This window comes from Paenibacillus sp. FSL H8-0259 (assembly GCF_037963255.1).
In the GTDB taxonomy this organism is placed as follows: Bacteria; Bacillota; Bacilli; order Paenibacillales; family Paenibacillaceae; genus Paenibacillus_AQ; species Paenibacillus_AQ phytohabitans.
This window is the reverse complement of the sequence record NZ_CP150147.1, coordinates 4,696,117-4,721,293: the sequence shown is the minus strand read 5'-3', so window position 1 is coordinate 4,721,293 and position 25,177 is coordinate 4,696,117. Positions and strand designations below refer to the sequence as shown.

23 protein-coding genes are annotated in these 25,177 nt (G+C 51.8%); 20 read left to right on the top strand and 3 right to left on the bottom strand.

All coding sequences use genetic code 11. The features are described from left to right. The first annotated feature begins 2 nt into the window (after window positions 1–2). The 3 genes from NSU01_RS20195 to NSU01_RS20185 all read left to right on the top strand — a co-directional run bounded on the left by NSU01_RS20195 (window position 3) and on the right by NSU01_RS20185 (window position 2,806). Window positions 3–1,205: a Ger(x)C family spore germination protein gene (locus NSU01_RS20195; protein ID WP_339302331.1), complete on the top strand. Its 1,203-nt coding sequence runs from the start codon at window positions 3–5 to the stop codon at window positions 1,203–1,205. Window positions 1,206–1,211: 6 nt separating this feature from the next. Next, window positions 1,212–1,442 carry a hypothetical protein gene (locus NSU01_RS20190; RefSeq protein WP_231575152.1) on the top strand — a complete coding sequence of 77 codons (231 nt, stop codon included), beginning with the start codon at window positions 1,212–1,214 and terminating at the stop codon, window positions 1,440–1,442. 134 nt (window positions 1,443–1,576) lie between these two features. After that, complete coding sequence (locus tag NSU01_RS20185; protein ID WP_042137992.1) at window positions 1,577–2,806, top strand: MFS transporter; 1,230 nt, start codon at window positions 1,577–1,579, stop codon at window positions 2,804–2,806. A gap of 90 nt (window positions 2,807–2,896) precedes the next feature. Here the strand turns inward: NSU01_RS20185 and NSU01_RS20180 are convergent, their stop codons facing one another. Further along, window positions 2,897–3,211, bottom strand: a complete 315-nt coding sequence (locus NSU01_RS20180; RefSeq protein WP_042137990.1) for a helix-turn-helix domain-containing protein — start codon at window positions 3,209–3,211, stop codon at window positions 2,897–2,899. 198 nt (window positions 3,212–3,409) lie between these two features. Here NSU01_RS20180 and zwf point away from each other — a divergent pair, with 198 nt between their 5' ends. From zwf to NSU01_RS20160, 4 genes are all read left to right on the top strand, one after another. After that, on the top strand, window positions 3,410–4,948 hold the full coding sequence (gene zwf, locus NSU01_RS20175; protein ID WP_076242876.1) for a glucose-6-phosphate dehydrogenase: 1,539 nt from the start codon (window positions 3,410–3,412) through the stop codon (window positions 4,946–4,948). Window positions 4,949–4,993: 45 nt separating this feature from the next. Then, window positions 4,994–5,887: a phosphogluconate dehydrogenase (NAD(+)-dependent, decarboxylating) gene (gnd, locus tag NSU01_RS20170; protein WP_076242877.1), complete on the top strand. Its 894-nt coding sequence runs from the start codon at window positions 4,994–4,996 to the stop codon at window positions 5,885–5,887. Window positions 5,888–6,111: 224 nt separating this feature from the next. Then, window positions 6,112–6,318, top strand: a complete 207-nt coding sequence (locus NSU01_RS20165) for a hypothetical protein (RefSeq protein WP_039294632.1) — start codon at window positions 6,112–6,114, stop codon at window positions 6,316–6,318. A 141-nt stretch (window positions 6,319–6,459) separates the two neighbouring features. Then, window positions 6,460–7,749: an L-serine ammonia-lyase, iron-sulfur-dependent, subunit alpha gene (locus tag NSU01_RS20160; RefSeq protein WP_042137984.1), complete on the top strand. Its 1,290-nt coding sequence runs from the start codon at window positions 6,460–6,462 to the stop codon at window positions 7,747–7,749. Window positions 7,750–7,769: 20 nt separating this feature from the next. Here the strand turns inward: NSU01_RS20160 and NSU01_RS20155 are convergent, their stop codons facing one another. Together NSU01_RS20155 and NSU01_RS20150 are read right to left on the bottom strand one after the other, a co-directional pair. Next, on the bottom strand, window positions 7,770–8,825 hold the full coding sequence (locus NSU01_RS20155; protein ID WP_076242878.1) for an ankyrin repeat domain-containing protein: 1,056 nt from the start codon (window positions 8,823–8,825) through the stop codon (window positions 7,770–7,772). A gap of 216 nt (window positions 8,826–9,041) precedes the next feature. After that, window positions 9,042–9,797, bottom strand: coding sequence for a DeoR/GlpR family DNA-binding transcription regulator (locus NSU01_RS20150; RefSeq protein WP_042137981.1), 756 nt, complete (start codon window positions 9,795–9,797; stop codon window positions 9,042–9,044). A gap of 368 nt (window positions 9,798–10,165) precedes the next feature. On the opposite strand from NSU01_RS20150, the gene NSU01_RS20145 reads away from it, so the two are divergent. From NSU01_RS20145 to NSU01_RS20085, 13 genes are all read left to right on the top strand, one after another. Beyond that, window positions 10,166–11,317 carry an iron-containing alcohol dehydrogenase gene (locus NSU01_RS20145; RefSeq protein ID WP_039294619.1) on the top strand — a complete coding sequence of 384 codons (1,152 nt, stop codon included), beginning with the start codon at window positions 10,166–10,168 and terminating at the stop codon, window positions 11,315–11,317. Window positions 11,318–11,346: 29 nt separating this feature from the next. Continuing rightward, window positions 11,347–12,822, top strand: coding sequence for a rhamnulokinase (rhaB, locus tag NSU01_RS20140; RefSeq protein ID WP_076242879.1), 1,476 nt, complete (start codon window positions 11,347–11,349; stop codon window positions 12,820–12,822). A gap of 20 nt (window positions 12,823–12,842) precedes the next feature. Then, window positions 12,843–14,099: an L-rhamnose isomerase gene (rhaA, locus tag NSU01_RS20135; protein WP_042137975.1), complete on the top strand. Its 1,257-nt coding sequence runs from the start codon at window positions 12,843–12,845 to the stop codon at window positions 14,097–14,099. Between the two features lie 72 nt (window positions 14,100–14,171). Next, complete coding sequence (rhaD, locus tag NSU01_RS20130) at window positions 14,172–15,017, top strand: rhamnulose-1-phosphate aldolase (RefSeq protein WP_076242880.1); 846 nt, start codon at window positions 14,172–14,174, stop codon at window positions 15,015–15,017. Between the two features lie 172 nt (window positions 15,018–15,189). Beyond that, window positions 15,190–16,284: an NADH:flavin oxidoreductase gene (locus NSU01_RS20125; RefSeq protein WP_076242881.1), complete on the top strand. Its 1,095-nt coding sequence runs from the start codon at window positions 15,190–15,192 to the stop codon at window positions 16,282–16,284. 236 nt (window positions 16,285–16,520) lie between these two features. Next, entirely contained in the window at window positions 16,521–17,519 is a 999-nt protein-coding gene (locus NSU01_RS20120; RefSeq protein WP_144025994.1) for a collagen-like protein, read from the top strand. Between the two features lie 171 nt (window positions 17,520–17,690). Continuing rightward, window positions 17,691–18,074 (top strand): cytidine deaminase, encoded by a 384-nt coding sequence (locus NSU01_RS20115; RefSeq protein ID WP_042137969.1) that lies wholly within the window; start codon window positions 17,691–17,693, stop codon window positions 18,072–18,074. Window positions 18,075–18,309: 235 nt separating this feature from the next. Continuing rightward, window positions 18,310–19,893 carry a tRNA (N6-isopentenyl adenosine(37)-C2)-methylthiotransferase MiaB gene (miaB, locus tag NSU01_RS20110; RefSeq protein ID WP_076242882.1) on the top strand — a complete coding sequence of 528 codons (1,584 nt, stop codon included), beginning with the start codon at window positions 18,310–18,312 and terminating at the stop codon, window positions 19,891–19,893. Between the two features lie 24 nt (window positions 19,894–19,917). After that, window positions 19,918–20,370 (top strand): YlbF family regulator, encoded by a 453-nt coding sequence (locus tag NSU01_RS20105; RefSeq protein WP_039304693.1) that lies wholly within the window; start codon window positions 19,918–19,920, stop codon window positions 20,368–20,370. 136 nt (window positions 20,371–20,506) lie between these two features. Further along, window positions 20,507–21,277, top strand: coding sequence for an NUDIX domain-containing protein (locus tag NSU01_RS20100; RefSeq protein ID WP_039304691.1), 771 nt, complete (start codon window positions 20,507–20,509; stop codon window positions 21,275–21,277). A gap of 48 nt (window positions 21,278–21,325) precedes the next feature. After that, window positions 21,326–21,868: an isochorismatase family cysteine hydrolase gene (locus NSU01_RS20095; protein WP_076242883.1), complete on the top strand. Its 543-nt coding sequence runs from the start codon at window positions 21,326–21,328 to the stop codon at window positions 21,866–21,868. Between the two features lie 125 nt (window positions 21,869–21,993). After that, window positions 21,994–23,445: a nicotinate phosphoribosyltransferase gene (locus NSU01_RS20090; protein WP_076242884.1), complete on the top strand. Its 1,452-nt coding sequence runs from the start codon at window positions 21,994–21,996 to the stop codon at window positions 23,443–23,445. Window positions 23,446–23,845: 400 nt separating this feature from the next. After that, window positions 23,846–25,075, top strand: coding sequence for a glycosyl hydrolase family 8 (locus NSU01_RS20085; RefSeq protein ID WP_076242885.1), 1,230 nt, complete (start codon window positions 23,846–23,848; stop codon window positions 25,073–25,075). Window positions 25,076–25,177: the final 102 nt, after the last annotated feature.

The following is a 25,177-nucleotide window of genomic DNA, read 5'->3' as shown; positions in this document are numbered from 1 at the left end:
TCTTGACGACATGCATTCCCCTATTGGTGCTTCCGATGCTGCTCAGCGGCTGCTGGGAACGGAAGGAGTTAAATGAACTGGCTTTTGTGCTGGCTCTGGGGCTGGATAAAGCCGAGTCGGGCTACAAGGTATCTATGCAGGTCGTCATTCCGTCTTCGATTACATCACAGGGGGCCGGGGGTTCAGGGGCAGGCGGGGTTCCGGTAGTCACCTATGATTTTACAGTGCCGACGATCTATGAATCGCTCCGCAAGTTCAATCTGGTCAGTTCGCGTTCGCCTTATCTGGGGCATATCCGTGTACTCGTTATCGGAGAAGAGCTGGCTCGTGAAGGGCTCGGTGAAACGCTGGATGTACTCAAAAGAAGCCGCGAGCCGCGTATGGACTTCTTCATGCTTGTGGCGCGGAATACGACCGCAGAGAATGTGCTCAAAGTCCTGACGCCCCTGGACAGGCTGCCGGCGAATAAATTATTCAACGCACTGGACAAGTCCTATAAGGTCTCCGCCAAGACAGCTGCGGTTACACTGGACAAATTCATAGAGGATGCGCTCTGCGAGGGAGAGAATCCGGTGTTGACCGGAGTAGAAGTGCAGGGAAGTCCCGAGGCAGGCGGTGAGAAAATAAATATTGAACAAACCATTCCGCGTGCAAGGCTTAGCTATAATGGGGTGGCTGTATTCAAAAGGGCGAAAATGCTTGGCTGGCTGGATGACAACGAGATTGTAGGATACAACTATGTTATTGATAACGTAAGCAAAAATACAGGGCACATCAAAGACAAAGATAACGGAAGCCTGGTAATCATCGAGGTACTGTCGACTACAACCAGGCGCAAAGTGAAAATCATCGGCGGAGAGCCGCATATTTATCTGAAGGTCGAAGCTGTAAGCAATGTGGAGGAAGTAGAGGGTTCCGGCAAGCTGGATTCGGAGAACAAGATTAGACAGCTGGAGGAGGAATCGGAGGACCGGATTATTGAGCGGATGAGACGATCGGTTGAGAAGGTCAACGAACGCTTTAATGCTGATATTTTTGGCTTCGGCCAATCCATTTACCGGTCCCACCCCCGAATTTGGGCCAAGCTGCTGGAGCAGAACAAGGAAGGCTACCTCAAAACGCTGCCTATTCATTACGATGCCAGTGTGACAATCAACCGGATCGGTACGATAGACAATTCTTTTCTTGACGATATCAAGGAGTGAGCCTGTATGTTGCTGGTGCTGTTGTTTGTCATTATAGCCGCAGGCTGTATTGCGGCGGATTTGCCCTCCCTGAAGGGCAGGGCTAAGCGGCGTGATCTTATGGTTTACGGCGTACTCTGGATTGGCGGATTGGCGGCGACGATCTGCACACTGCTGCGGATTCAGGTCCCAAGCCCGCTGCTGCTCATTATAGTCATCTACAAGCCGATCAATGATCTCGTGGCATCATGGTTCTAACCCGTTGACCCGGGAGCGGGATGAGAGGACCGCCCAGCTGTGCAAAAATTCACTTTGAAAAGGTAACAATTATAATATAATCCCAATAATTAACTCGGGTTGGAATATCAGCGAGGTGAAAGGCGGGATGCAAAGTGGAGAACAATCAGCTTCAACGGAAATACAGTGTATTTCTGGGCGTCATATTGTCGGGGTATAATGTGGCTGATAAGCTCTATGGCGCGGTTTTTATCATTTTGATGAGCTTGCGCGGCGTGGATGCCTTTCAGATCAGTATCGTGTTTGCCGTTTCTTCACTGTCCATGGCTGTCTTTGATTATCCGAGCGGGAATCTGTCCGACATCTATGGGAGAAAGCGCATGACGGCGGCCGGGTTCATAGTGTGGGGAGCGGGACTTTGGTTTTTTGCTGCTGCTGAGGGTCTCGCTTTATTCATCCTCGCCTCCATAGTGATGTCTTTGGGTGTAGCGATGATCTCGGATTCTCCCCAGGCCTGGTACATTGATCAGCTGGAAGAGCTGGGAATGCCGGATTATAAAAAAATTGCCCTGCCCCGCATCAGCGGGTTTGTCTCGGCATTTGCCATCGTCGGCGCATTGCTGGGTACGGTGAGCAGCAGCGTTCATTATGTTCTTCCGGTGGCAATTGCCGGCGTGCTGGCGGTAGGCCTGGGCATTTATACCTGGCTCAGCTTCAGCGACAACTACGGAAGCAGAACGCAGAGCAGCATCCTCAGGGAGATCTATGCCAGCTCGGCCGATTTCGCCCGCAGCACAGAGATGCGGTTTATTCTTCTGCGCAGCATCCTGACACATACCGCCTTGCTGGCCTTTCTGTTGTCCTGGCAGGTATATGGGGTGAATGAGCTGGAATTTCCGGTCAGTGCCCTCGGGGTCCTTCTGATTCTGTTCATGGGAGTAATCAGTGTATCGAGCTTCCTGGTCTCCTATCTGGCCAAAAAAGAGGTTGCTGCCGTCCGGATCATCGTCTGCGGAACTGTAATCTCTGCACTCGGACTGCTGCTGGTTGGATTGTTTCCGCATAAGGCTGTATTTATTGCCGGTCTGGTGCTGTTTGAATTCGGGCTCGGGATGGATATGTCTTCTTCAGGTGTCTGGGTACAGGATTTCATTCCCGGGGCCAAGCGGGCGACCTTCTCCTCCGGACTGTCAGCACTCAAATCACTCGCCGGGTTCCTGATTACGCTGATCCTGGGGATCATGGCCAAGAATCTCGGGTATGCCTTCATCTGGTGCTTTGCGGCCGCCTCACTGCTGGGATCCAATGTCGTGCTGCTCTATTTCAACACTAAGTATGTACGGGCAGGCAGCGGAGCAGACGGAGAGAAGACACTGGTGTCCTGATTCTGAGAGGCTTAATTTATACTATAAAAGCTAACAACAGCAGGTCTTCTTCCCGGAGATCTGCTGTTTAGCGTGTTCAGGGCAGCGGCATTACAGCCATTTCATCGCCCATGCCTCGACGGGCAGGAGCGCCGTACCCAGCTCCTGCCCCTTGGCAGTGAGCGAATATTCCGTCCGTACCGGTCGGTCAGGAATGACCTCGCGGCTGATCAGGCCGCATTCTTCAAGCTCCTTCAGGCGCTCGTTGAGCATACGTTTGCTTAGATCGGGGATGACCGTGTGCAGCTCACTGAACCGTTTGGTGCCCTCCATTAACACATGGATGATCAGATTCACCCACTTCTTGCCGATGATATGATGGACATGCTCGACTTTGGCGAGCAAGGGCTTAAGCTCCTGTGTCATGCGGATTCCACCTTATAAAGTTATTATTAATATCCACCTTACTATAACATAGTGAAAAGTGCGTGAAAATAAGTACTTTTCGTAAATGTCGAAATGAGGTTGACGAATGGATTCTGCAGTCGTATGATGAGTGTTATAAAGTTTGTGAGTAATAATAAGTAACCACATAAACATTTGATAATTACGGGAGGAATGAAAGTGGAATCATCATCATTCGTACTATTTGGCGCAACCGGGGATTTGGCCAAACGCAAAATATACCCCGCCCTATATAACCTGTTCAAGGATGGCAAGCTTTCTGGTCCTCTCTCAGTCATTGGCCTCGGCAGAAGAGAGCTGTCGAATGAAACCTTCCAGCATCAGGTGCTGGATTCACTGCGCACCTTTTCGCGGCGTCCGGTTGAGGATTCAGCAGAGCTGCAGAATTTCCTGCTGGCTTTTGAATATAGCGTGCTGGATGTCGGACGCCCCGAAGATTATGTGAAGCTGCTGGGCCATGTGCAGCGCCGTGAGGAAGAGCTGGGACTTCCGCAGAACCGGATGTTCTATCTATCCGTCGGTCCTGAATTCTTCGGTGAGATTGCCCGTAACATTAACTTCAGCGGACTTGGTGACACGAAGGGATGGAAGCGGCTGATTATCGAGAAACCGTTCGGACGGGATCTGCAGTCGGCACGGGTGCTTAATGACAGCCTGAACGCTGCTTTTAAGGAGGAAGAGATCTTCCGGATTGACCACTTCCTCGGCAAACCGATGGTGCAGAACCTTGAGGTGCTGAAATATTCCAATCCTGTACTGCGGGCATTGTGGCAGAACCGGTATATCGAGAGCGTGCAGATTACGGCCAGTGAAACGGTCGGTGTGGAAGAGCGGGCAGGGTATTATGACAAGGCTGGCGCGCTGCGCGATATGTTCCAGAACCACATGCTGCAGCTGCTTATGATGATGGCCATGCAATTGCCCAAAGGCAGCACCCCGGAAGATGTCCGCAGCAAGAAGCGCCATGTGATCCGTTCGGTACGGCCATTGCTCCGTGAGGAAGTGACGCAGCATGTGGTACGCGGCCAGTATGCAGCGGGTGAGCTGCGCGGGCAGCAGGTTCCCGCTTATACGGCTGAACCCGGCATAGAGGCCTCTTCACAGAATGAGACCTACATCGCCGCCCGGCTGTGGATTGATGACCCGCTTTGGAAGGACGTGCCTTTCTATATCCGCACCGGCAAACGCATGAAGGAGAAATCGACGCGGATTGTTATAGAATTCAAAGAGCCGTTTAATGATTTGCATAATAAGAACAGAAGCAAGCTTGCCCTGGACCCTAACCTGCTGGTGATTGATATTGGTCCGAACGAAGGGATCTCCCTTACCTTGAATACCAAAAATCCGCGCCAGCACGGACAGCTCGAGCCGGTCAGCATTAAGCATGAGTCGGGCAACCCCGATCTGCCGGAAGCCTATGAGAACCTGATTTATGATGCTTTACTGGGAGATGCCACCTTCTTTGCCCATTGGGATGAAGTTGAGTTGTCCTGGCAGTGGGTTCAGCCTATAATCGAAGCAACAGCAGAAGGGACGCTTCCGCTTCATCTGTATCCAGCCGGTTCCTTTGGACCCCAGGCTGCTGATGAACTCCTTGGAGAGCATCACTGGTGGCTTGATGAACCGGAGGCTGTGGAGCATTCCGGGGTCCGCCAGACACAGGAGCTGAATCCGGAAGCCGTCCGGCCTGGTGCGTGAGCGGCGGCATAATCATCTAATCTATAACATTCGGAGGGATTTGCAATGAAAGTCGGTTTAATTGGACTAGGCAAAATGGGCTTCAATCTCGGCCAGAATCTATTGGAGCACGCACACGAAGTCGTGGCTTATGATGTGAATGCCGCTGCGGTGCAGGAGCTGGAATCGAAAGGAGCTGCCGGTGCGGGAAGTCTGGCGGAGCTTACAGGCAAGCTGGAATCGCCGCGTATTCTCTGGATCATGGTCCCGCACACCTTTGTGGATTCGGTGATCTCAGAACTGACGCCGCTGTTGTCGGAGGGCGATATCATCATCGAAGCCGGGAATTCTCATTATAAGGAGTCGATCCGCCGTCACGATGAGCTTAGCGCCCACGGGATTTATTTCATGGATGCCGGAACCTCAGGAGGGATGGAAGGCGCACGCAATGGCGCTTGTTATATGATCGGCGGAGATGAGGAAGCGTGGGCGGTCGTCGAGCCGATTTTCCGCGATACTTCGGTCGAGAAGGGGTACCTGTATGCCGGCAAATCCGGCAGCGGACACTTCCTGAAGATGGTCCACAACGGGATTGAGTACGGCATGATGGCTGCCATCGGCGAGGGCTTTGAGGTGCTGGAGAAAAGCGGCTATGACTTCGACTTCGAGCAGGTGGCCCGCGTCTGGAATAACGGCTCGGTCGTCCGCTCCTGGCTGATGGAACTGATTGAACGCGCCTTCTCCAAGGATGCCAAGCTGGATGAGATCAAGGGAATCATGCATTCCTCCGGGGAAGGCAGATGGACGCTGGAGACCGCATTTGATCTGCAGGCGGCTACGCCGGTTATCGCCATGGCGCTGCTGATGCGCTACCGGTCGCTGGAGACCGATACCTTCACCGGCAAAGTAGTTGCTGCGCTGCGTAATGAATTCGGCGGCCATGCTGTGGAAGCGAAGTAAAGGAAGCGGCAGGGGCGGCAGTTGCCTGACTCTGGTTCTATAAGATAATAGCAGTGTGAAGAGCAGCAGATCCTTAGGGGATTTGCTGCTTTTTTGGTGCCCGGGCAGTGTCTTTGAGTCGGAGGCAGCCGGCTGATAGCGGCTCAACCCTGCGGCATCCGGAATTAGACAACCCGCACGGAGCATATAGGTACAGAAACACGAAGCAGACGGGGGATGAACCAGTGTCTCGTAATCAGGAATTTACAGTGTATCTGATCACTAAGGGTGATATCATCCGGTTTATTGCAGTTGAAATTGTCATTGGCAGCATGACGTATTCACTGGCACTGAAGATTTTTCATAATGCTATTCTGGCAGGTGCGGGGGGATGGGCCTGTACTGAAGGGCTGAAGCGGCTGGGAAAACTCGGGTTGTTACTTGGGAAATAAAAGAATTCACGATTTCAGCCGGATGGAAATGAAGTGACCCGCTGGTTAATGGTTAATAACGGGGATTCCCCCAGGCTATCAATCTGAGGTACTATATAGGAATAGTTATATAGAGAGAGATAGAGGAATGGTGATTCGCGTATGGTTAACCTACTGGAAGTATTGATAAAAGAAATTGTTCCGGCAGAAGGCTGCACCGAGCCGATTGCGGTTGCCTATGCAGTCTCTTTGGCGGCTGAACAGGTTGAGGGAGAGATTACTTCGATTCAGCTGTTCCTCAGCGGGAATATTGTGAAGAATGCGATGGGTGTAGGGATTCCGGGCACCGGGCAGACCGGTCTGCCGATAGCGGCAGCCTTGGGCGCAGTGATCCGCCGTTCTCACCGCAAGCTGGAGATTCTCTCCGGACTTACTCCCGAAGAGCTGGCGAAGGCTAATGCGATGATCGAGCAGAAGCTGCTCTATGTGGAACTGAAGGATACCCCTGAGAAATTGTATATTGAAGCCAGGGTATGCAGCTTGAATCATACAGCGACTGCAATTGTAGCCAAAGAGCATACGAATGTAGTATTCCTGTCCAAAGACGGCGTTAAGCTGGAGCAGGGGATAGACAAGGCGGATTGCGAGGAGTCAGACACGCTGGACCCGGAGGTATATTCGGTTTCATTAGAAGAAATATATGAGTTCATCCAGACTGCGGATTTCTCTGAGCTGCGGTTTCTGCTGGAAGGAGCGCGGATGAATAAGGCGATTTCGGATGAGGGGCTGCGCGGAGAGTATGGCCTGCAGGTGGGCAGGAAGATGAGCCAGCAGTCGGCTGTCAATCTGTTCGGTAATGATGTGGCGAACCGGATTATTGCCGCGACGGCAGCGGCCTCCGATGCGCGGATGGACGGCAGCGCCATGCCTGTCATGACCACTGCGGGAAGCGGAAATCAGGGCATTGCCTGCACGATGCCGGTAATTGCCCTTGCAGAGCTCCTCGGCAAAGATGAGGAGACACTGGCAAGAGCGATGGCGCTCAGCAATCTGATTACCATTCATGTCAAGCATTATATCGGCCGTCTGTCCCCGCTGTGCGGATCGGGAATTGCCGGCGGAGTAGGGGCAGGGAGCGGTATTGTCTACCTGATGGGCGGCACGCTGGAGCAGATCAAGCGCTCCATCCAGAACACTATTGCTTCTACTTCCGGAATGATCTGCGATGGTGCGAAACCGACCTGCGCGCTCAAAATCTCAACCGCCACGAACGCGGCAATCCAATCCGCAACACTGGCGATGAACGACATTTCAGCCAGTCTGAATGACGGGGTAATCTTTGAGAAGGTTGAAGATACAATCAAGAATATGGAGACACTGGTCCAGGAAGGGCTTGCGGCAACCGACCAGGCCATCCTGAACATTATGCTCTCCAAAGGAGCGGTATCGTAATACGTCCGTATATATTAGACTTAACGGGTATAATCCGGTTGTACCATAGAGACAGGCTGAGGATTGGCCAGTACCCACTGCACTGCCAGTTCACTTAATCTTGCCGGTTCATCGTAGCCGGAACCCTTACGCAGCCTATTGGTTAATGAAGCTGCCTCCTGGAGGAGGGCAGGAGATAACGGTGTACCTGTGCCCAGATGCCGGATAAGGGCATCCAGCATTTTACGGAAATTGGCATCCCAGTTGCCTCCGCCGTTATCCAGGATTTCATGAGAGACCCGTCCGGTGATGCGGATAACCTCTCCCTGTACAGTTTGCGCGTGCCCTGAAGCAGGGACAAGGTAATCCCAGAGCTCCTGATGCTGGGCGGACCATGCCGCTGTAGCAGCCTTGATGGGGGAGGTTCCATCGTGCTTCACCTGTTTCGCTACAGGCTCGACATCGAATAGCCGGTACAGCTCCAGCAGTGCGGATGCTTTTTGATCCAGCTCATCGTTACTGTGGCTGGCTCTGACGAATTCCAGATCTTTGCCGATCCGCTGCACGGAATCCTTCATCTCCGGTGTGATTGCGGCTCCGGCATCCAGCAGGATTTTTGAGATTTCCACCATGTGGGCAATATCGATATTCCGGCATTGGGATAATCCCTTAGCAAGCGGTGTTTGTTTCCGTTTATTCTCCGCATGGATGTTTGCACCATGGGCGACCAGGTCCTGTATGGCCCGGGTCCGGTAATAACCTGCCGCTGCGTGCAGCGGTGTCTCATTCTGATAATCCAGGGCATCCGGGTCCGCGCCTAATTCCAGCAGTAACGGGATATTTCCGGACCAGGTTGCAGCCTGGGAGTGCAGCGGGGTGTGCTCATATTTGTCCCGGGCGTTGATGTCGGCACCCTGCTCTACAAGCCAGCGGACCAGCTCATCCGGGATTTGCCGGAAGCTGAGCGCGGTTCCTTTGCTGTAGCCCCCGCGGGCATCCCATTCGCACTCCTCAAAGATGGCCTTGAGCGCTGCGATATCATTCGTTTTGACCCGCTCGCCAAAATCGGCGGGTAAGGTTTGCTTCTTTTTCCCCATAGCATTTTTCCGCTCCTTTATGAATAGCAGATAATTTCTGCAAGTTTATCATATAGGGGAAGTGAATTCCAATAGAGTCAGGAATAGACTGCAATGTAACGGAGAGTATGCAAAAAGGCAAAGCTTCTGATCCCGAATCCGGGAAGAGAGGGTTTGCCTTTTGCTTTTATACACTTATATAGGGGACTGGTCTGTTGATTCCTGCGCCAGGTCTACTTAATATAACACTTCCACATTCTTCCCAGACAGCAGCTTAAGCCATGTATCCGAAGGTTTGCGGTCGGTAATCAGCACATCGATCCGGCTCAGCTCGACCAGCTTGGCGAAGGCGGTTTTGTCAAACTTGGTATGGTCGGCCAGCAGCACTACCTTTTCCGCCTGGCGCAGCATATATTTCTTCAGCTCGCATTCCGGTTCATTGGAATCGGTAACTCCGTGCTCCATATCAATGCCTTTACAGCTGATCACTGCGATATCCACATTATAGCGCTGGGTGGTGTCGTGGGCTACAGGGCCGACCAGCGACAGGGAGCGGTGGCGCAGCGAACCCCCGGTGGATATAATGTTCAGGCTGGAATTCGCGAATTCATGCAGAATGTTGATCGAATTCGTGATGATTGTCAGATTGCTTTTATTGCCCAGCAGCTTAAGGAATTCAAACGAGGTGGAACTGGGGTCCACCATAAGCGTATCCCCGTCGTTAATCAGATTGAGTGCTTTGATCGCAATATTGCGTTTGATATCCGTATTGAGCGCCCCCCGGGTCAGGAACGGCAGATCTTCATTGGTATGTCTGTTCAGCATGGCTCCGCCGTAGGTGCGGCTGACAATTCCGTCCTTCTCCAGCTTCTCCAGATCTCTGCGTATCGTTTCCTCTGTGACCTCGAACATCCGGCTCAAATCAGACACAAGCACACGTTTATCCTGATGGACAAGATCTATTATTTTTTTGCGTCTTTCGGCAGCAAGCATAGGTATCACCTTTCCGGTAGCTTCTTATATTTAAATATAGACCGTTATTTCTGTGTTGTACAATGAATTTAAGGAAAACAACATTTATTCTAATATAATCTTTGTAAAACAGACATTAAACAAATAAAAACAACATAATTAATATTTTATTTGTTGACAACAAAGATTATCGGCGATACGATGAGGGTGCTAATAATCCCTTTGAAAGCGTATGCCGGTTCCCAACGGAAGCGCCGGAGCCGGTCTGCTGCTTAACCTCAGTGACCAGCCTGAGGCGCCACAGCCAGAATGTACATCCTACTATCAGTGGAGATACTTAGCTTTCTGTAATCGTTCTATACTAATTTGCCTGGGAGGCTGGTCAAGCAATGAGTACTCATGTCTATTATGTTCCGTCTATCAACATTATGGGTAAGGGCTGTCTGAAGGAAATCGCTCCCTATATTCAAGAACTGAACCTGAAGAAAGCGCTCGTGGTTACGGATAAGTTCCTGACGAAGAGCGGAATCGCCGGCAAGCTGCTGGCTGTGCTGGATGAAGCGGGAATTAACTATGTGGTATATGATGAAGTGAAACCGAACCCGACCTGCAAAAACGTCCATGACGGCGTTGATTTCCTGAATGATCATGAATGCGACTATCTGATCTCTATCGGCGGCGGTTCGCCTCAGGATACAGCGAAGGCAATCGGGATTGTAGCGACCAACGGCGGGTACATTGCCGACTATGAAGGCGTTCACAAGTCCAAGAACAAATCCTTGCCGATCGTAGCCGTGAACACTACTGCAGGAACCTCAAGTGAAGTTACAATTAACTATGTCATTACGGATGAAGAACGCAAGATCAAGATGGTAATGGTCGACAAGAACAGTATCGCCACCATTTCGGTGAATGATCCTGAACTGATGGTCGACAAGCCTGCTGCACTTACAGCGGCTACAGGTATGGATGCATTGACGCATGCGATCGAAGCTCTGGTCACTCCGGGTGCTTACCCTGTAACTGATGCTACTGCACTGGCGGCTGTTGAACTGATATTTGGCAACCTGGCCCGGACCGTAACAGACGGACATGATATCGAAGCACGTGAGCAGATGGTGTATGCGATCTTCCTGGGAGGCCTGGCCTTCAACAATGCCGGCCTTGGTTATGTGCATGCCATGGCGCATCAGCTCGGCGGCGTGTATGATCTGCCGCATGGCGTCTGTAATGCGATGCTGCTGCCATATGTGGAAGAAGAGAATGCCAAATATGTGCCTGAGAAATTCAGAGCGATTGCCAAAGCGATCGGACTGCAGGTACAAGGCAAAAGCGACAAGGAATGCGCGGATTTCGTCATCGAATCGATCAAAGCCCTGTCCAAGGAAGTTGGCATTCCGGCCAAACTGTCTGAACTTGGTGTAGATGAAGTAGATTTGGATCTGCTGGCTGAGAATGCGATGAAGGATGCCTGCGCACCGGGCAACCCGTTCATTCCTACCAAAGAAGAGGTTATTGCCTTGTTCCGCAAAATTCTGTAATTTACCTTCTATAGATAAGGAGATTCCCTATGAACAATCATATCGCCGTCGATATCGGCGCCTCCAGCGGGCGGCTTGTACTCGGAACCCTCGTGGACGGGAGTCTCAAGCTGGAGGAGCTTCACCGATTCAGCAATGGATTCACCGAGCAGGAGGGCTCCTGCTTCTGGGACATTGAGTATTTGTTTAATGAAATTATCAGCGGTCTTCATCAAGCGAAAACCGCGGGAATTACTGAATGTACACTCGGGATTGATACCTGGGCCGTGGATTATGTACTGCTGGATGCGGAAGGCAAGCGGATCAGGGAAGTATACGCCTACCGTGACCGCCGCACTGATGGGGTTATGGAGGAAGTCGGCAAGCTGCTCTCCCCTGAGAAGGTTTACGCCAAGACAGGGATTCAGCAGCTGAGCTTCAATACACTGTATCAGCTGTATGCGCATGACCGGGTAGAGCTGGAAGCGGCCGATCAGATTCTGATGGTGCCGGATTATCTCTACTATAGACTCAGCGGCCGCAAAATCAACGAGGTGACCAATGCCTCCACGATGCAGCTGCTGAACCTTGCCACCCGTGACTTTGATCCGGAGCTGCTGTCCTTCCTGCATCTCCGCAGAGAGCAGTTCGCACCGCTTACGGAGCCGGGAGAAGATCTCGGCTTCATTACGGCAGAGCTGGTGCAGCAGCATAATCTGCCGCAGTGCCGCCTAATCTGTGCCGCCACGCATGATACGGCTTCGGCCGTGCTCGGCGTGCCTGCGCAGCAAGGCAGATCCTCAGCTTACATCAGCAGCGGCACCTGGTCACTGCTCGGGGTGGAGCTGGATCACCCGATTAATGACAGCAAAGCTCTGGCAGCCAATTATACGAACGAGTGGGGAGCATACGGCACCTACCGTTTCCTGAAGAACATTATGGGCCTTTGGCTGATCCAGGAAGTACGGAGACTGGATGGGGGAAGATACAGCTTCGCTGAGCTGTCGTCAATGGCCGCGGGCAGCGAAGGCTTCCGCAGCCTGATTCCATGCAACCACCCGCGTTTCCTGAATCCGGACCATATGATAGAAGAAATTCGCCAGGCCTGCGCGGAGAGCGGCCAGCCTGTTCCAGAGACGCCGGGTGAATTAGCCCGTTGTATCTTTGACAGTCTGGCCCTATCCTACCGCAGCTATCTGGCCGAGCTTGAAGGCCTTACAGGCCAAGAGATCGAAGTTCTGCAGATCGTCGGCGGCGGCGCCAATAATGAACTGCTGTGTCAGTTGACCGCCGATATTATCGGCAGAGAAGTACTGGCAGGCCCGACAGAATCAACGGCACTGGGCAACCTGGCCGTACAGATGATTCAGTCAGGCCGTATGGCCGACATCCATGAAGCCCGGGACGTCGTCGGCACTTCCTTTGCAATCAAGTCGTATCTGCCGCGGCCGGTTCCCCGGCTGAATCAGCTGCTGGCCCGCTGGGATGAGCTCCATTCTGCGGCAAGTACGAATGAGAATATATAAAACTTTTAGGAGGCAACGACATGGATCAGAGCATCACAAACAGCTATAACGAAGCCAAAAAATTATATGCAGCCCATGGAATTAACGTAGATGAGGTGCTGGAGAAGCTTGCGAAGATCAAAATTTCAGTGCATTGCTGGCAAGGCGATGATGTTCAAGGATTCCTGTTCAAAGACAAAGAGCTCAGCGGCGGGATTGCTGTAACTGGCAGCTATCCCGGACGTGCCGGCACACCGGATGAGCTGCGCAAGGATTTGGAGAAAGCCCTGTCGCTGATTCCGGGTAAACATAAAGTCAATCTGCATGCAATCTATGCTGATACGGACGAACAGGTCGATCTCGATGAGCTGGAACCGCGCCACTTCGCAAGCTGGGTAGAGTGGGCGAAAGAGCAGGGACTGGGATTGGATTTCAATCCAACCTGTTTCTCGCATCCTAAGGCTGCTGACGGCTTCACCCTGAGTCATGCCAATGACGAAATCCGCAATTTCTGGATCAAACACTGCAAGGCTTCCCGCCGGATTGCCGAGTATTTCGGCCGCGAGCTGGGACAGCCCTGTGTAACGAATTTCTGGGTACCGGACGGCTACAAGGATACTCCGGTTGACCGCCTGGCACCGCGTGTGCGTCTTAAGGAATCTCTGGATGATATTTTCAGTGAGGAAATTGATCCGCAGTACAATATTGATGCACTTGAGAGCAAGCTGTTCGGGATTGGTTCTGAGAGCTATGTTGTCGGATCACATGAATTCTACATGGGTTATGGCCTGACCCGCGGCAAAGCGATCTGCCTCGATGCCGGACATTTCCATCCGACTGAAGTGATCTCCAATAAGCTTAGCTCGATCCTGATGTTCAGCGAACAGCTGCTGCTGCATGTCAGCAGACCGGTACGCTGGGACAGCGATCATGTCGTCACGATGGACGATGAGCTGCTGGAAATCGCCCGTGAACTGGTTCGCGGAGATTTGCTGCCGCGCACGAACATCGGCCTTGATTTCTTCGACGGCAGCATCAATCATCTCGCAGCTTGGGTAATCGGTACGCGCAACACCATTAAGGCTTTGCTGCGCGCAATGCTGGAGCCGGTTGAGGAGCTTCGCGCCATTGAACTGGCAGGTGACTATACTTCACGCCTCGCGCTGGTAGAAGAATTCAAGTCCTATCCGTTCGGCGCAGTCTGGGATTACTACTGCGCATCACAGGGCACTCCGGTCCGGGAGCAATGGCTGGCTGAAGTGAAGAGCTACGAGCAGGAAGTACTGGCTGCAAGATAGATTAGCACTTTTGTAATTACCGAATGACAAGTATCCACGCACTTATACGTGCATATAGAGGAGAGATAACATATGAGTACTTCAGTAGTAGAATCCAAAGGTTATATCGCCGGCGTTGAAGCACCGTTTATCCGGGAAATGTCCGAAATCACCGACCACATGTGGTCCCTGGGCTGGGATGAGCTGAACGGAGGCAACGTCAGTTATCTGCTGGATGAAGAAGAAGTAGCCAAGTATATTAACATCCGCGAGCCGCTGCGTACAATCGCCCTTACCTTCCCTGTAACTGAGCTGTCCGGCAAATACTTCATCGTAACCGGCTCCGGCAAATACTTCCGTAATGTCATTAAGGACCCGGAAGCCAACCTAGGTGTGCTGCGTGTCAGTGACAGCGGTGAGAGTGTAGAGGTTCTGTGGGGTCTGCGGAATGGTGCAGTACCGACCAGTGAGCTTGCTTCCCACTTCATGAGCCATATTGAACGGCTGAAGGTAGATCCTTCGCACCGCATCGTGCTGCATACCCATGCAACGAATGTGATTGCCATGACCTTTACCCATGATCTGGATGAACTGAAGTTCACCAAGACGCTGTGGGAAATGTGCACAGAATGTCTGGTTGTCTTCCCGGATGGCGTCAGTGTCATTCCTTGGATGGTTCCGGGCAGCAGTGATATCGGCCGGGCTACTGCGGATAAAATGAAAGACTATCGTGTGGTGATTTGGCCGCAGCACGGTATCTTTGTTACGGGCGCTACCATGGATGCTACCTTCGGTCTGGTAGAAACCATTGAAAAAGCGGCAATTGTCTACAACCTGATCGGCGGACGTGAAATCAAACAGAAAATCACGGATCAGCAGCTGGCTGATCTGGCCGCAGCATTCCGTGTAACTCCGAAAGCCGGCGTTCTGGAGCTGTAGGTTAATTAGGATCATGAAGTCTTGAGAATGCTACGAAAGCCGGACAATGCAGCATGGCTGCTAGTTTCCGGCTTTTTGGCATATTTCCGGTGCTAGTTCATTTGCATTTGCCGCTGAGAACAGTCATACTATGCTTACTTAAAGTAATCATAGTATGAAATGGAGGCCGATCATGAATACCGATAAATTGTTTGAACCCTTTGAGGGAGGGGGCCTGTCCCTGACCAACCGTGTAGTAATGGCACCGATGACACGGGTGCAATCTCCGGGAGGCGTGGCTAGTCCGGAGGTAGCGGCTTATTACCGCCGCCGGGCGGAAGGCGGCGTCGGTCTGATCATTACCGAAGGAACAGCTATCGATCATCCGGCGGCGGTCAGCCACCCGGATATTCCAAATATCCACGGCGAAGCCTCTCTGGAGGGATGGGCGCAGGTAGTCAAGGAAGTGCATGCTGCCGGAGGCAAGATTATTCCGCAGCTGTGGCATGTCGGCATGGCCCGGAGCATCGGTGAATTGCCTAATGCTTCAGCGCTTCCTATCGGTCCTTCAGGGCTTAATCTGGCCGGAGAGCAAGTTACCGAGCCGATGACCAAGAATGAAATCCAGGGGATTGTCAGCGCCTTTGCCAAGGCGGCCAAAGATGCCAAGGCCATTGGCTTCGACGGCATTGAATTACACGGGGCCCACGGCTATCTGATCGACCAGTTCTTCTGGGAGAAGACTAACCGCCGTAACGACGAATATGGCGGTGATCTTGAGGCACGGACCACCTTTGCGGTTGAAGTGATCGATGCCTGCCGCCGTGCGGTAGGACCGGACTTCCCGATTGTGCTCCGCTTCTCGCAGTGGAAGGGCGGCCATTATGACGCCAGACTTGTGGAGACGCCTGAAGATCTGGCCCGCTTCCTGACACCGCTCAGCAATGCGGGTGTGGATATCTTCCACTGCTCCACCCGGCGTTTCTGGCAGCCGGAGTTCGAAGGGTCTGATCTTAATCTGGCAGGCTGGACGAAGAAGATAACCGGCAAACCGACGATCACGGTAGGCTCTGTGGGACTCGACAGTGCTTTTCCTAGCCCGGTAACCGAGAAGAATCAGGAAGATAATATTGACCTTCTGCTGGAGCGGCTGGACAAGGCAGAGTTCGATCTTGTTGCGGTAGGCAGAGCTCTGATCAGCGATCCGGCGTGGGCTGCTAAAGTGCAGGCTGGCAGAATTGGTGAGATCATTCATTTCACCTCCGACGCAACCAAGACATTATACTAAGAATACTAATTAATATAGTTTGAGCCAGAACACCCGATGTATTGGAAATTGCGGCGAACCTCGTGTTTATCCGCTAATGTCCATCTACATCGGGTGTTTTTTGCGCAGATTAACCCCATTAAGCTGTACTCCTGTCCAATTTCCTGAAATAATGCCATTGTCCGAGCACCCTTACCTTTCTCTCGAATATTGCTATAAGGAGGACCTTTGTAAATTCAGAAGAAGGAGAGTGAGATATGGCGATTCTATCGACGGGACCTATCGAGAACAATGTGGTAAACAGCACAGGTGCCCGCCCGACTCAATCGGTAACGGTCAAAATAGACGGCCGCAATACAACCGAAGAATTCGATGTTCTTATCTTGGGCTACAGCCTGATTGGATTCCGTACCTTGTATGTGCAAGAAGAATTAAGTGTCGGACCGTTTCAGGTGATCACCAGGGATTACTTTGCGGATCTGGACGCATTCGAGTTTGTGTTCAGCACAACAGGAAGCGCAGAACCCGAAGCCCAGGTGTCCGTATGGGGCAAAAATGCCGCAGGACAGCTGGTGACCGCACACCGGCTGGTATCCCAGGAGTTACTGGGTGAAACCGGGGGAGGGATCACTGGCGCAACCGGAGCCACGGGGTTGACGGGTGCTACGGGATTACCGGGAGCTACAGGAGCTACGGGAGCTACAGGGTTTACGGGTGCTACAGGAGCTACAGGAGCTACAGGATTGCCAGGGACTATCGGTGCTACGGGGTTGACGGGTGCTATAGGGTTGACAGGGGGTACAGGCGAGACGGGATTACCGGGTGCTACTGGAGCCACAGGCAGTGTTTCATCGTCCTATGCCTATATTTTCAACACAGGTGCCCAGAGTGTCGCGACCGAAGCGGATGTTACTTTTGACAGCAATGAGAGTCTTGTCGGCTTCAGCCATACCCCTAATACAGCCGCTATTAACGTGGAGAATTCCGGAGATTATGCGGTAATCTTCATTGTCAATGCAGTTGAAGCGAATCAGTTCACTTTGTATCTGAATGGTGCTCCAGTAGGAGGCAGCGTCTACGGTTCAGGAGCGGGAACCCAGCCTAATCCGGGTATGGTGATTATCTCTGCAGTCACTGGTGATGTAATCACTTTAAGGAACCATTCCAGTGCCGCAGCAGTCACATTGCAGACCTTAGCTGGAGGAACACAGATCAACTCCAATGCATCGATTCTGATCTATAGGCTTGGAGGCTGAGCCCGGTTATGGCAAGCAGTGTTTAATGAATAAGTCCGGAACCATAAGCTTGGGCCGGGCTTATTGCTGTGGATAGAATGGAAGGATGCAGTGATATTCTTTGATGAAATATTAAGAATATTTAGTATTATAAGGAAGTGAGTGAAATTGATACATAAGGAGACTAATACAATGCAAGTTGAGCAGAGAGATCTGGAACTGATCCAGGAAGCCATTAAGGTAATAGACCGCAACTTTGATGAAGTGAATGAACGTCACACGGTAGGTGCAGCAGTACGCTGCGTTAATGGCAAAGTATATACAGGAGTGAATCTCTATTCCATTCATGGCTCCTGTGCAGAGTTTATTGCCATCGGTGCTGCGATTACGGCAGGGGAACGGGAATTCGAGACCATCGTTGCAACCAGAACGCAAAGCGAGGGAGGGATTCTGCTTCCTCCATGCGGCAATTGCCGGGAGATGCTGGTACGTTATGCGCCGGATATTCAGGTTCTGGTGCAAACAGGAAATGGAGTGGAGAAGTACAGTATCCAAGAGCTTATGCCGCATCATTAAACGTAAGATTCAGGAAAAGCTCTGCCTTGTCGCGGGCTTTTTTTTGTCATTCAGGAAATTTTTTCGCATAGCACATTTTCCTCATCCTGCCGGCCCAAATCCAGAATTTTTGTACAAAAGGCTGAATCGGATCAATGGATTAGATGGTTAGATTATCCTTATCTGTGATATAATTTTGAATTGATTGCGGGTGTATCTGAATTCATGAATTACTTATAAAGGAAGTGTAAATCTGATGACGAAGGAGAACCGGAACTCAGCGGACTTCAACTCCACCAAGGGCAAGGATTACTCCAAGTATTTTGATTTTACCGATGCTAAAGTGATAAGTGAGCAAGAGGGCAAGACCACCTATCGCATAAAAGGAAGAAACGTTCAGATAAACAGCCAGCCCGATTACAGGGAAGGCAAGCGCCGCGGCAAGGAAGAGATCGAGGTGCTCTACCATTTCGAGATTCCGCCGGAGATGGAGGATTTCGGCCAAGGCAAAACCTATCATATCACCACCTACGGCTGCCAAATGAATGAGCATGATACCGAAACGATGAAGGGTATGCTGGAGCAACTGGGTTACCGGCCGGCTGATGACCGCAGAGATGCTGATCTTATTCTATTAAATACATGTGCAATCCGCGAGAATGCGGAAGATAAGGTGTTCGGAGAGCTGGGCCATCTCAAATCGCTCAAGCTGGAGAAGCCGGGGCTGCTGCTCGGGATCTGCGGCTGCATGTCCCAGGAAGAAGGCGTTGTTAACCGGATCATGAACCGGTATGGTTTCGTGGATATGATTTTTGGTACGCATAATATCCACCGGTTGCCGGAGCTGATTAAGGAAGCGGTGTTCAGCAGGGAGCTTGTGATCGAGGTCTGGTCCAAGGAAGGCGACATTATTGAGAACCTGCCGAAGAAAAGAGAGGGTTTGCGCGCCTGGGTGAATATTATGTACGGCTGTGACAAGTTCTGTACATACTGCATTGTGCCGTTTACACGGGGCAAGGAGCGCAGCCGGCGTCCTGAAGATGTCATTGCCGAAGTCCGCGAGCTGGCCCGCCAGGGGTTCAAGGAAGTTACGCTGCTGGGGCAGAATGTAAACGCCTACGGGAAGGATTTTACGGACATAGACTATACATTCGGGGACCTGATGGACGACATGCGGGGGATCGATATTCCGCGTATCCGCTTCATGACGTCGCATCCCCGTGATTTTGACGATAAATTGATTCATGTGCTCGGCAAAGGCGGTAATCTAGTGGAGCATATTCACCTGCCGGTGCAGTCGGGAAGCACAGCAGTACTGAAGCGGATGAGCCGCAAATATACCCGTGAAGCTTATCTGGAGCTGGTCCGCAAGATCAAAGCAGGTGTGCCGGATGCGGTGCTGACTACAGATATTATCGTCGGATTCCCCGGTGAAACTGAAGCTCAGTTCGAGGAGACACTGTCGCTGGTGCGCGAAGTAGGGTATGATATGGCATATACCTTCATTTATTCTCCGCGTGAAGGTACTCCGGCTGCTGCAATGGAAGATAACGTTCCGGCAGAGATCAAGAGCGCACGCCTGCAGCGTCTGAACGATCTGATCAAAGAGCAGAGCCGGCTGGGGAACGAGCGGATGCTCGGCAAGTTGGTCGAGGTGCTGGTGGAAGGCGAGAGCAAGAACAACGTCAATGTACTCGCCGGACGTACCCGTGACAGCAAGCTGGTGCATTTCGAAGGCCCGCCGTCACTGATCGGCACGATGGTGCAGGTGAGAATTACCAGTACGAAGACATGGTACATCAAAGGGGACTATCTGGCGGAAGCCGCAGCAGTCGTCTAATTATAGAGAAATGGGGCGAGAAGAATGAGCCAGGAAGAAGCGCGTTTGAATGAATACGGCATGCAGACCCACAACACCCGTGATTTAATCGTAAGAGAGGATATTATGGGCAAAGCGAAGGAGCTGGCTACACTCATCTCCACCAGTGAAGAGGTCCGGCATTTCCAGCAGGCCGAGCAGAAGATTCTGAATCACGATCGTGTGCAGGGTTTGATAGCTACCATTAAGAAGAAGCAGAAGGAGATTGTGGCCTTTGAGAGCTTCAAGAATCAGGCAATGGTCGCCAAGATTGAACAGGAAATCGAAGTGCTGCAGGATGAAATCGACAGTATTCCGGTCGTGAATGAGTTCCAGCAGAGCCAGAGCGACATTAACTACCTGCTGCAGCTGGTCATCTCCGTCATCAGGGATACCGTCTCGGACAAAATCAATGTGGAAGCAGGCACAGAAGCGCCTCCATCCACTTGCGGTGACTAATTGAATACCCCCGGGGCGGATGAGAATCCGTCCCTTTTTCATATATAGCGCGAACTGCGGTTGATTTTAAGAGGACAGGTTTGGTACATTAAAAGATACGAACAGCAAATATAGCTGCGGCAAAGGATGATCTAAAGTGAGCGAGAACGTGGAACAAACCTATAACGCCAAAAAATACCGCACTCCGGACGGCGTTCCGGCGGATATTGTCATGTTTACGCTGACCAAACGCGAACGGAAGACGGTCACGAAGACACTCCCGCTGCGGGAGCTGAAAGTTATGCTGATCCGGCGCAAGAAATGGCCCTATGCAGGCATGTGGGCCTTGCCGGGCGGCTTTTGCCAGGAAGATGAATCGATCTATGATGCGGCTACGCGCGAGCTGAAGGAAGAGACCGGCGTAGACGGCGGCCATTTGGAATATCTCGGTGTCTACAGCAAGCCGGGGCGCGATCCGCGCGGCTGGATCATCAGCCATGCGTTTTTTGCACTGGTCGAGGAGTGGATGCTGGAGCAGCGGCAGGCCTCTGATGATGCAGGTGAGGTTGGCCTGTTCACCCTGCAGGAAGCGCTGGAGGAGCTGGAGCTGGCTTTTGACCACCATGATATTATTACCGATGCTTATCTGCGGATTCAGCAGCAAATGCTGCAGACTACGATTGCACGGCAGTTTCTGCCGCGCCATTTCACACTGAGTGAGCTGTATCAGGTGATCCAGACGGTCGTGCCTGAATTCAAAGAACCGAATTTTATCCGTAAAATTACGTCAACACGCAGCCGGCAGGGTATATTAAAGGAAGTAAGTGATGAAGCGGGCAATCCGCTCAGCTCCAATCAATACTCCCAGCGTCCGGCACAGCTCTATATGTTCACGGACCATGAACCTTTATTATCGATTTATACCTAAGCTGCAGGAAAGCTTAAGCTCACAACACTTTTAGGAGGCGGTCTGCTTATGAGAGCACTCATCGTAATTGATTTCACCAATGATTTCATTGACGGAAGTCTGCCGGTTGGGCAGCCCGGTATCGACATTGCACCAAGGGTTAGCCAGCTCACGGAACAGTTCGTGCAGAGCGGGGATTATGTTGTGATGGCTGTAGATTTGCATAAAGCAGATGATCCATATCATCCGGAGAGTAAGTTATTCCCGCCGCATAATCTGCGGGGCAGTCAGGGGCGTGAGCTCTACGGCAGCCTGAAGGCCGTATACGAAGCGAACCGCGAAGCCATCTATTGGATGGACAAAACCCGTTACAGCGCTTTTAGCGGCACGGATCTGGCGCTGAAGCTGCGTGAACGCGGCATTACCGAGCTGCACCTGATCGGAGTATGTACGGATATCTGTGTGCTGCATACGGCAGTGGATGCGTACAATCTGGGATTAAGCATTATTGTACACGAGGATGCGGTAGCCAGCTTCAACCCGGACGGCCACACTTGGGCGCTGGGACATTTCCGGGGCAGCCTCGGAGCGAAGGTGGTCGCTTCCACATAGATAAAAATATAATTGAACGAAGATAATATCAAAAGCTGTAAGGAACGAAGGGGAAATTTGGATTATATAACACAACAGCAACTGCAGATCCCGCTACAGCAGTGCAACTATTAGGAGATGAGGACTTGAGGAGAGAACTTGCTCTACATACAGACAAATATCAGATTAATATGATGTACGCCCATTGGGTTAACGGCACACACAAACGCCGGGCTGTGTTTGAAGCTTATTTCCGCAAGCTGCCGTTCGGCAACGGGTTCGCGGTATTTGCAGGCCTGGAGCGGATCGCCCAGTATATCGCTGAACTGCGGTTTACAGAGGATGATATCCGCTACTTGTCGGAGCAGGAGGAGAATTATGCCCCGGCGTTTCTGGAGGAGCTGCTGCAGTTCCATTTCCAGGGCAGCATTCATTCGATGAAGGAAGGCGCGCTTGTCTTCCCGGATGAGCCGCTGATCCGCGTGGAAGGCACGATTATGGAGGCTCAGCTGGTGGAGACAGCCATCCTGAACTTCATGAACTACCAGACGCTGATTGCAACCAAGGCCTCCCGGATCAAGCAGGTGGCTCCGAATGATACGCTGCTTGAATTCGGGACGCGGCGTGCGCAGGAAGCAGATGCGGCCGTATGGGGAGCCCGTGCAGCGTATGTGGGTGGCTTCCATGCGACCTCCAACATGCTGGCCGGCAAAATGTTCGGCATTCCTACGAAGGGCACCCATGCCCATTCCTGGGTGCAGAGCTTCCCGAGCGAACAGGAAGCCTTCGACGCTTACGCCAGAGTCATGCCGGACGGCGTTACCCTGCTAGTCGATACCTTCGATACCCTGCGCAGCGGTGTGCCGAATGCAATAAATACTGCCAAGAAGCTGGAGGCGCAGGGCAAACGGATGAACGGCATCCGGCTCGACAGCGGTGACTTGGCCTATCTGTCCCGCAAAGCCCGGCAAATGCTTGATGAAGCCGGCCTGCAGTATGTGAAGATCGTTGCCTCCAATGACCTGGATGAGAACACGATCATGAACTTGAAGTCGCAAGGCGCGGCTATTGATACTTGGGGGGTTGGAACCCAGCTGATTACAGCTTCCGATCAGCCTTCTCTGGGCGGAGTCTACAAGCTGGTCGAGATTGAATCTCCAAGCGGAGAGATGATTCCAACAATCAAGATTTCCTCCAATCCCGAGAAGGTATCGACTCCCGGCAAAAAGGCCGTTTACCGCATTATCGGGCAGAACGGCAAAGCTTTGGCGGATTACATCAGCTTCTCCGGGGAAGAGGCGCCGCGTAACGGTGTCCGGCTCAAGCTGTTCAATCCGCTGCATCCGTATATGAGAAAACATGTGGAGCACTACGAGGCGCTGCCGATGCTGGAGCCGATTGTGGTGAACGGCTTCCAGGTCTATCAGCTGCCGGATCTGAACGAGATCCGCCGCTACCATCAGGAGCAGCTTGATTTGTTCTGGCCGGAGTACCTGCGTAAGCTGAACCCTGAAGTATTCCGCGTGAATCTCAGCGAGCAGCTGTGGAACCGCAAGCAGCAGCTGATTGCGGAGCATATGATGCCTGATGTGGACTAGCCTGATCGCCACAGAAGCATAGACTTATTAATACTTAGCCCTCCCAGTTGGTGGATAATCCACGACCGGGAGGGCTTTTTGCCGGGGCGAGGACAGAAGGGCAGAAGACAGGCAGGCTCATCCCCCTGCCCCCTGCGTATATCTTCATAGACATGTAATACGCAGGACCATATGCTCATTGACACGAACTCTCTGGAATAATATATTAAATATGTTCTTAAATACAATTTTTACAGGAATAATTATTTTTTTGGGGCTAAAGTTAAAGCGCTTTAACTTTAGCCCGGCGACAGTTAGGCGGATACTCTATGTGAGGGGGTGAACTTTTCCTACGGCAGTTCGTTTGTGATTGCAATGGATTCGAAGCCATATCCACCAAATCATGAGGAGTGAATGCGTTATGAATAAGCAAGGGAAACGCAAGCTGCACTGGAAAAGTCTGATGCTTCTTTGTCTGGCGCTCTTTATCCTGCCTGCCGGGTCCGCTTTCGCCGCAGTGAACAAACCGTTCCCGCAGCATACGACTTATACGGCCGGAACCATCAAACCGAATAATGTCACACAGACGGTTATGGATAATGCGGTTAAGACTAAATGGGATGCCTGGAAAGGCGCTTATCTCAAACCGGCCGGGACAGGCAAATATTATGTCAAATATAATTCAGACGGGGAGACCGTCTCCGAAGCGCATGGCTACGGCATGCTGTTCACTGTCCTGATGGCCGGTTACGACACCAATGCGCAGACGTACTATAATGGACTCTACAATTATTACACAGCACATCCAAGCTCCATCAATCCTTATCTGATGTCCTGGAAACAGAACAGCAGCTTCCAGAATATCGAAGGCGAGGATTCCGCAACGGACGGTGATATGGATATTGCGTACTCGCTGCTGCTGGCTCACAGACAATGGGGAAGCACGGGATCAGTTAACTATTTGCAGGCAGCAACCAGCATCATTAATGCAATCATGGATAATGAGATCAATCAGACCCAGTGGACCATCCGCCTGGGGGACTGGGCGAACAGCGGTTCATACAATACAGCAACCCGTCCTTCCGATTTCATGCTCAGCCATTTGAAGGCCTTCCAGTCCGCTACCGGGGATGCGCGCTGGCAGAATGTAACGGATAAGACCTATACGATTATTAACAGCCTCTATACCGGTTATAGCTCTACCACTGGCCTGCTGCCGGATTTCGTAGTCTACTCGAGCAATACCTACAAACCGGCCGCAGCGAATTTTCTGGAGGATGCTAACGACGGCCATTATAACTACAACTCATGCCGCACACCATGGCGGATTACCACCGATTATTTGCTCACAGGCGATAACCGCGCCTTGTCCCAGCTGAATCAGCTGAACAGCTGGATCAAGACCAAGGTAAGCAGTACTCCTGGCAACATCAAAGACGGCTACAAGTTGAACGGAACTACCTTTGGCAGCTACAACAGCGGCGCGTTCTATGCTCCGTTCGGTGTAAGCGCAATGACCTCATCAGGGAACCAGAGCTGGCTGAATTCACTCTGGAGCCATACGTCAGGCAGCGCGGCAGAGGATTATTATGAAGACAGCATCAAGCTGTTCTCCATGATTGTGATGTCCGGCAACTGGTGGACTTACTAAGTATTTTTATTCTTGATATGATCCAAAGACGAAATCCGGGTGATCACTGATCACGGGTTTCGTCTTTTTTCATAATGGGCGCTTGTGACATTTATCATGAAA

What these genes read in the sequence shown, in the direction of transcription:
- NSU01_RS20190 (WP_231575152.1), top strand. Translation starts at nt 1,212, where the DNA reads ATGTTGCTGGTGCTGTTGTTTGTCATTATAGCCGCAGGCTGTATTGCG.
- NSU01_RS20180 (WP_042137990.1), bottom strand. Translation starts at nt 3,211, where the DNA reads ATGACACAGGAGCTTAAGCCCTTGCTCGCCAAAGTCGAGCATGTCCAT.
- gnd (WP_076242877.1), top strand. Translation starts at nt 4,994, where the DNA reads ATGAAAGTCGGTTTAATTGGACTAGGCAAAATGGGCTTCAATCTCGGC.
- NSU01_RS20160 (WP_042137984.1), top strand. Translation starts at nt 6,460, where the DNA reads ATGGTTAACCTACTGGAAGTATTGATAAAAGAAATTGTTCCGGCAGAA.
- NSU01_RS20155 (WP_076242878.1), bottom strand. Translation starts at nt 8,825, where the DNA reads ATGGGGAAAAAGAAGCAAACCTTACCCGCCGATTTTGGCGAGCGGGTC.
- NSU01_RS20150 (WP_042137981.1), bottom strand. Translation starts at nt 9,797, where the DNA reads ATGCTTGCTGCCGAAAGACGCAAAAAAATAATAGATCTTGTCCATCAG.
- NSU01_RS20145 (WP_039294619.1), top strand. Translation starts at nt 10,166, where the DNA reads ATGAGTACTCATGTCTATTATGTTCCGTCTATCAACATTATGGGTAAG.
- rhaB (WP_076242879.1), top strand. Translation starts at nt 11,347, where the DNA reads ATGAACAATCATATCGCCGTCGATATCGGCGCCTCCAGCGGGCGGCTT.
- rhaA (WP_042137975.1), top strand. Translation starts at nt 12,843, where the DNA reads ATGGATCAGAGCATCACAAACAGCTATAACGAAGCCAAAAAATTATAT.
- rhaD (WP_076242880.1), top strand. Translation starts at nt 14,172, where the DNA reads ATGAGTACTTCAGTAGTAGAATCCAAAGGTTATATCGCCGGCGTTGAA.
- NSU01_RS20125 (WP_076242881.1), top strand. Translation starts at nt 15,190, where the DNA reads ATGAATACCGATAAATTGTTTGAACCCTTTGAGGGAGGGGGCCTGTCC.
- NSU01_RS20120 (WP_144025994.1), top strand. Translation starts at nt 16,521, where the DNA reads ATGGCGATTCTATCGACGGGACCTATCGAGAACAATGTGGTAAACAGC.
- NSU01_RS20115 (WP_042137969.1), top strand. Translation starts at nt 17,691, where the DNA reads ATGCAAGTTGAGCAGAGAGATCTGGAACTGATCCAGGAAGCCATTAAG.
- miaB (WP_076242882.1), top strand. Translation starts at nt 18,310, where the DNA reads ATGACGAAGGAGAACCGGAACTCAGCGGACTTCAACTCCACCAAGGGC.
- NSU01_RS20105 (WP_039304693.1), top strand. Translation starts at nt 19,918, where the DNA reads ATGAGCCAGGAAGAAGCGCGTTTGAATGAATACGGCATGCAGACCCAC.
- NSU01_RS20095 (WP_076242883.1), top strand. Translation starts at nt 21,326, where the DNA reads ATGAGAGCACTCATCGTAATTGATTTCACCAATGATTTCATTGACGGA.
- NSU01_RS20085 (WP_076242885.1), top strand. Translation starts at nt 23,846, where the DNA reads ATGAATAAGCAAGGGAAACGCAAGCTGCACTGGAAAAGTCTGATGCTT.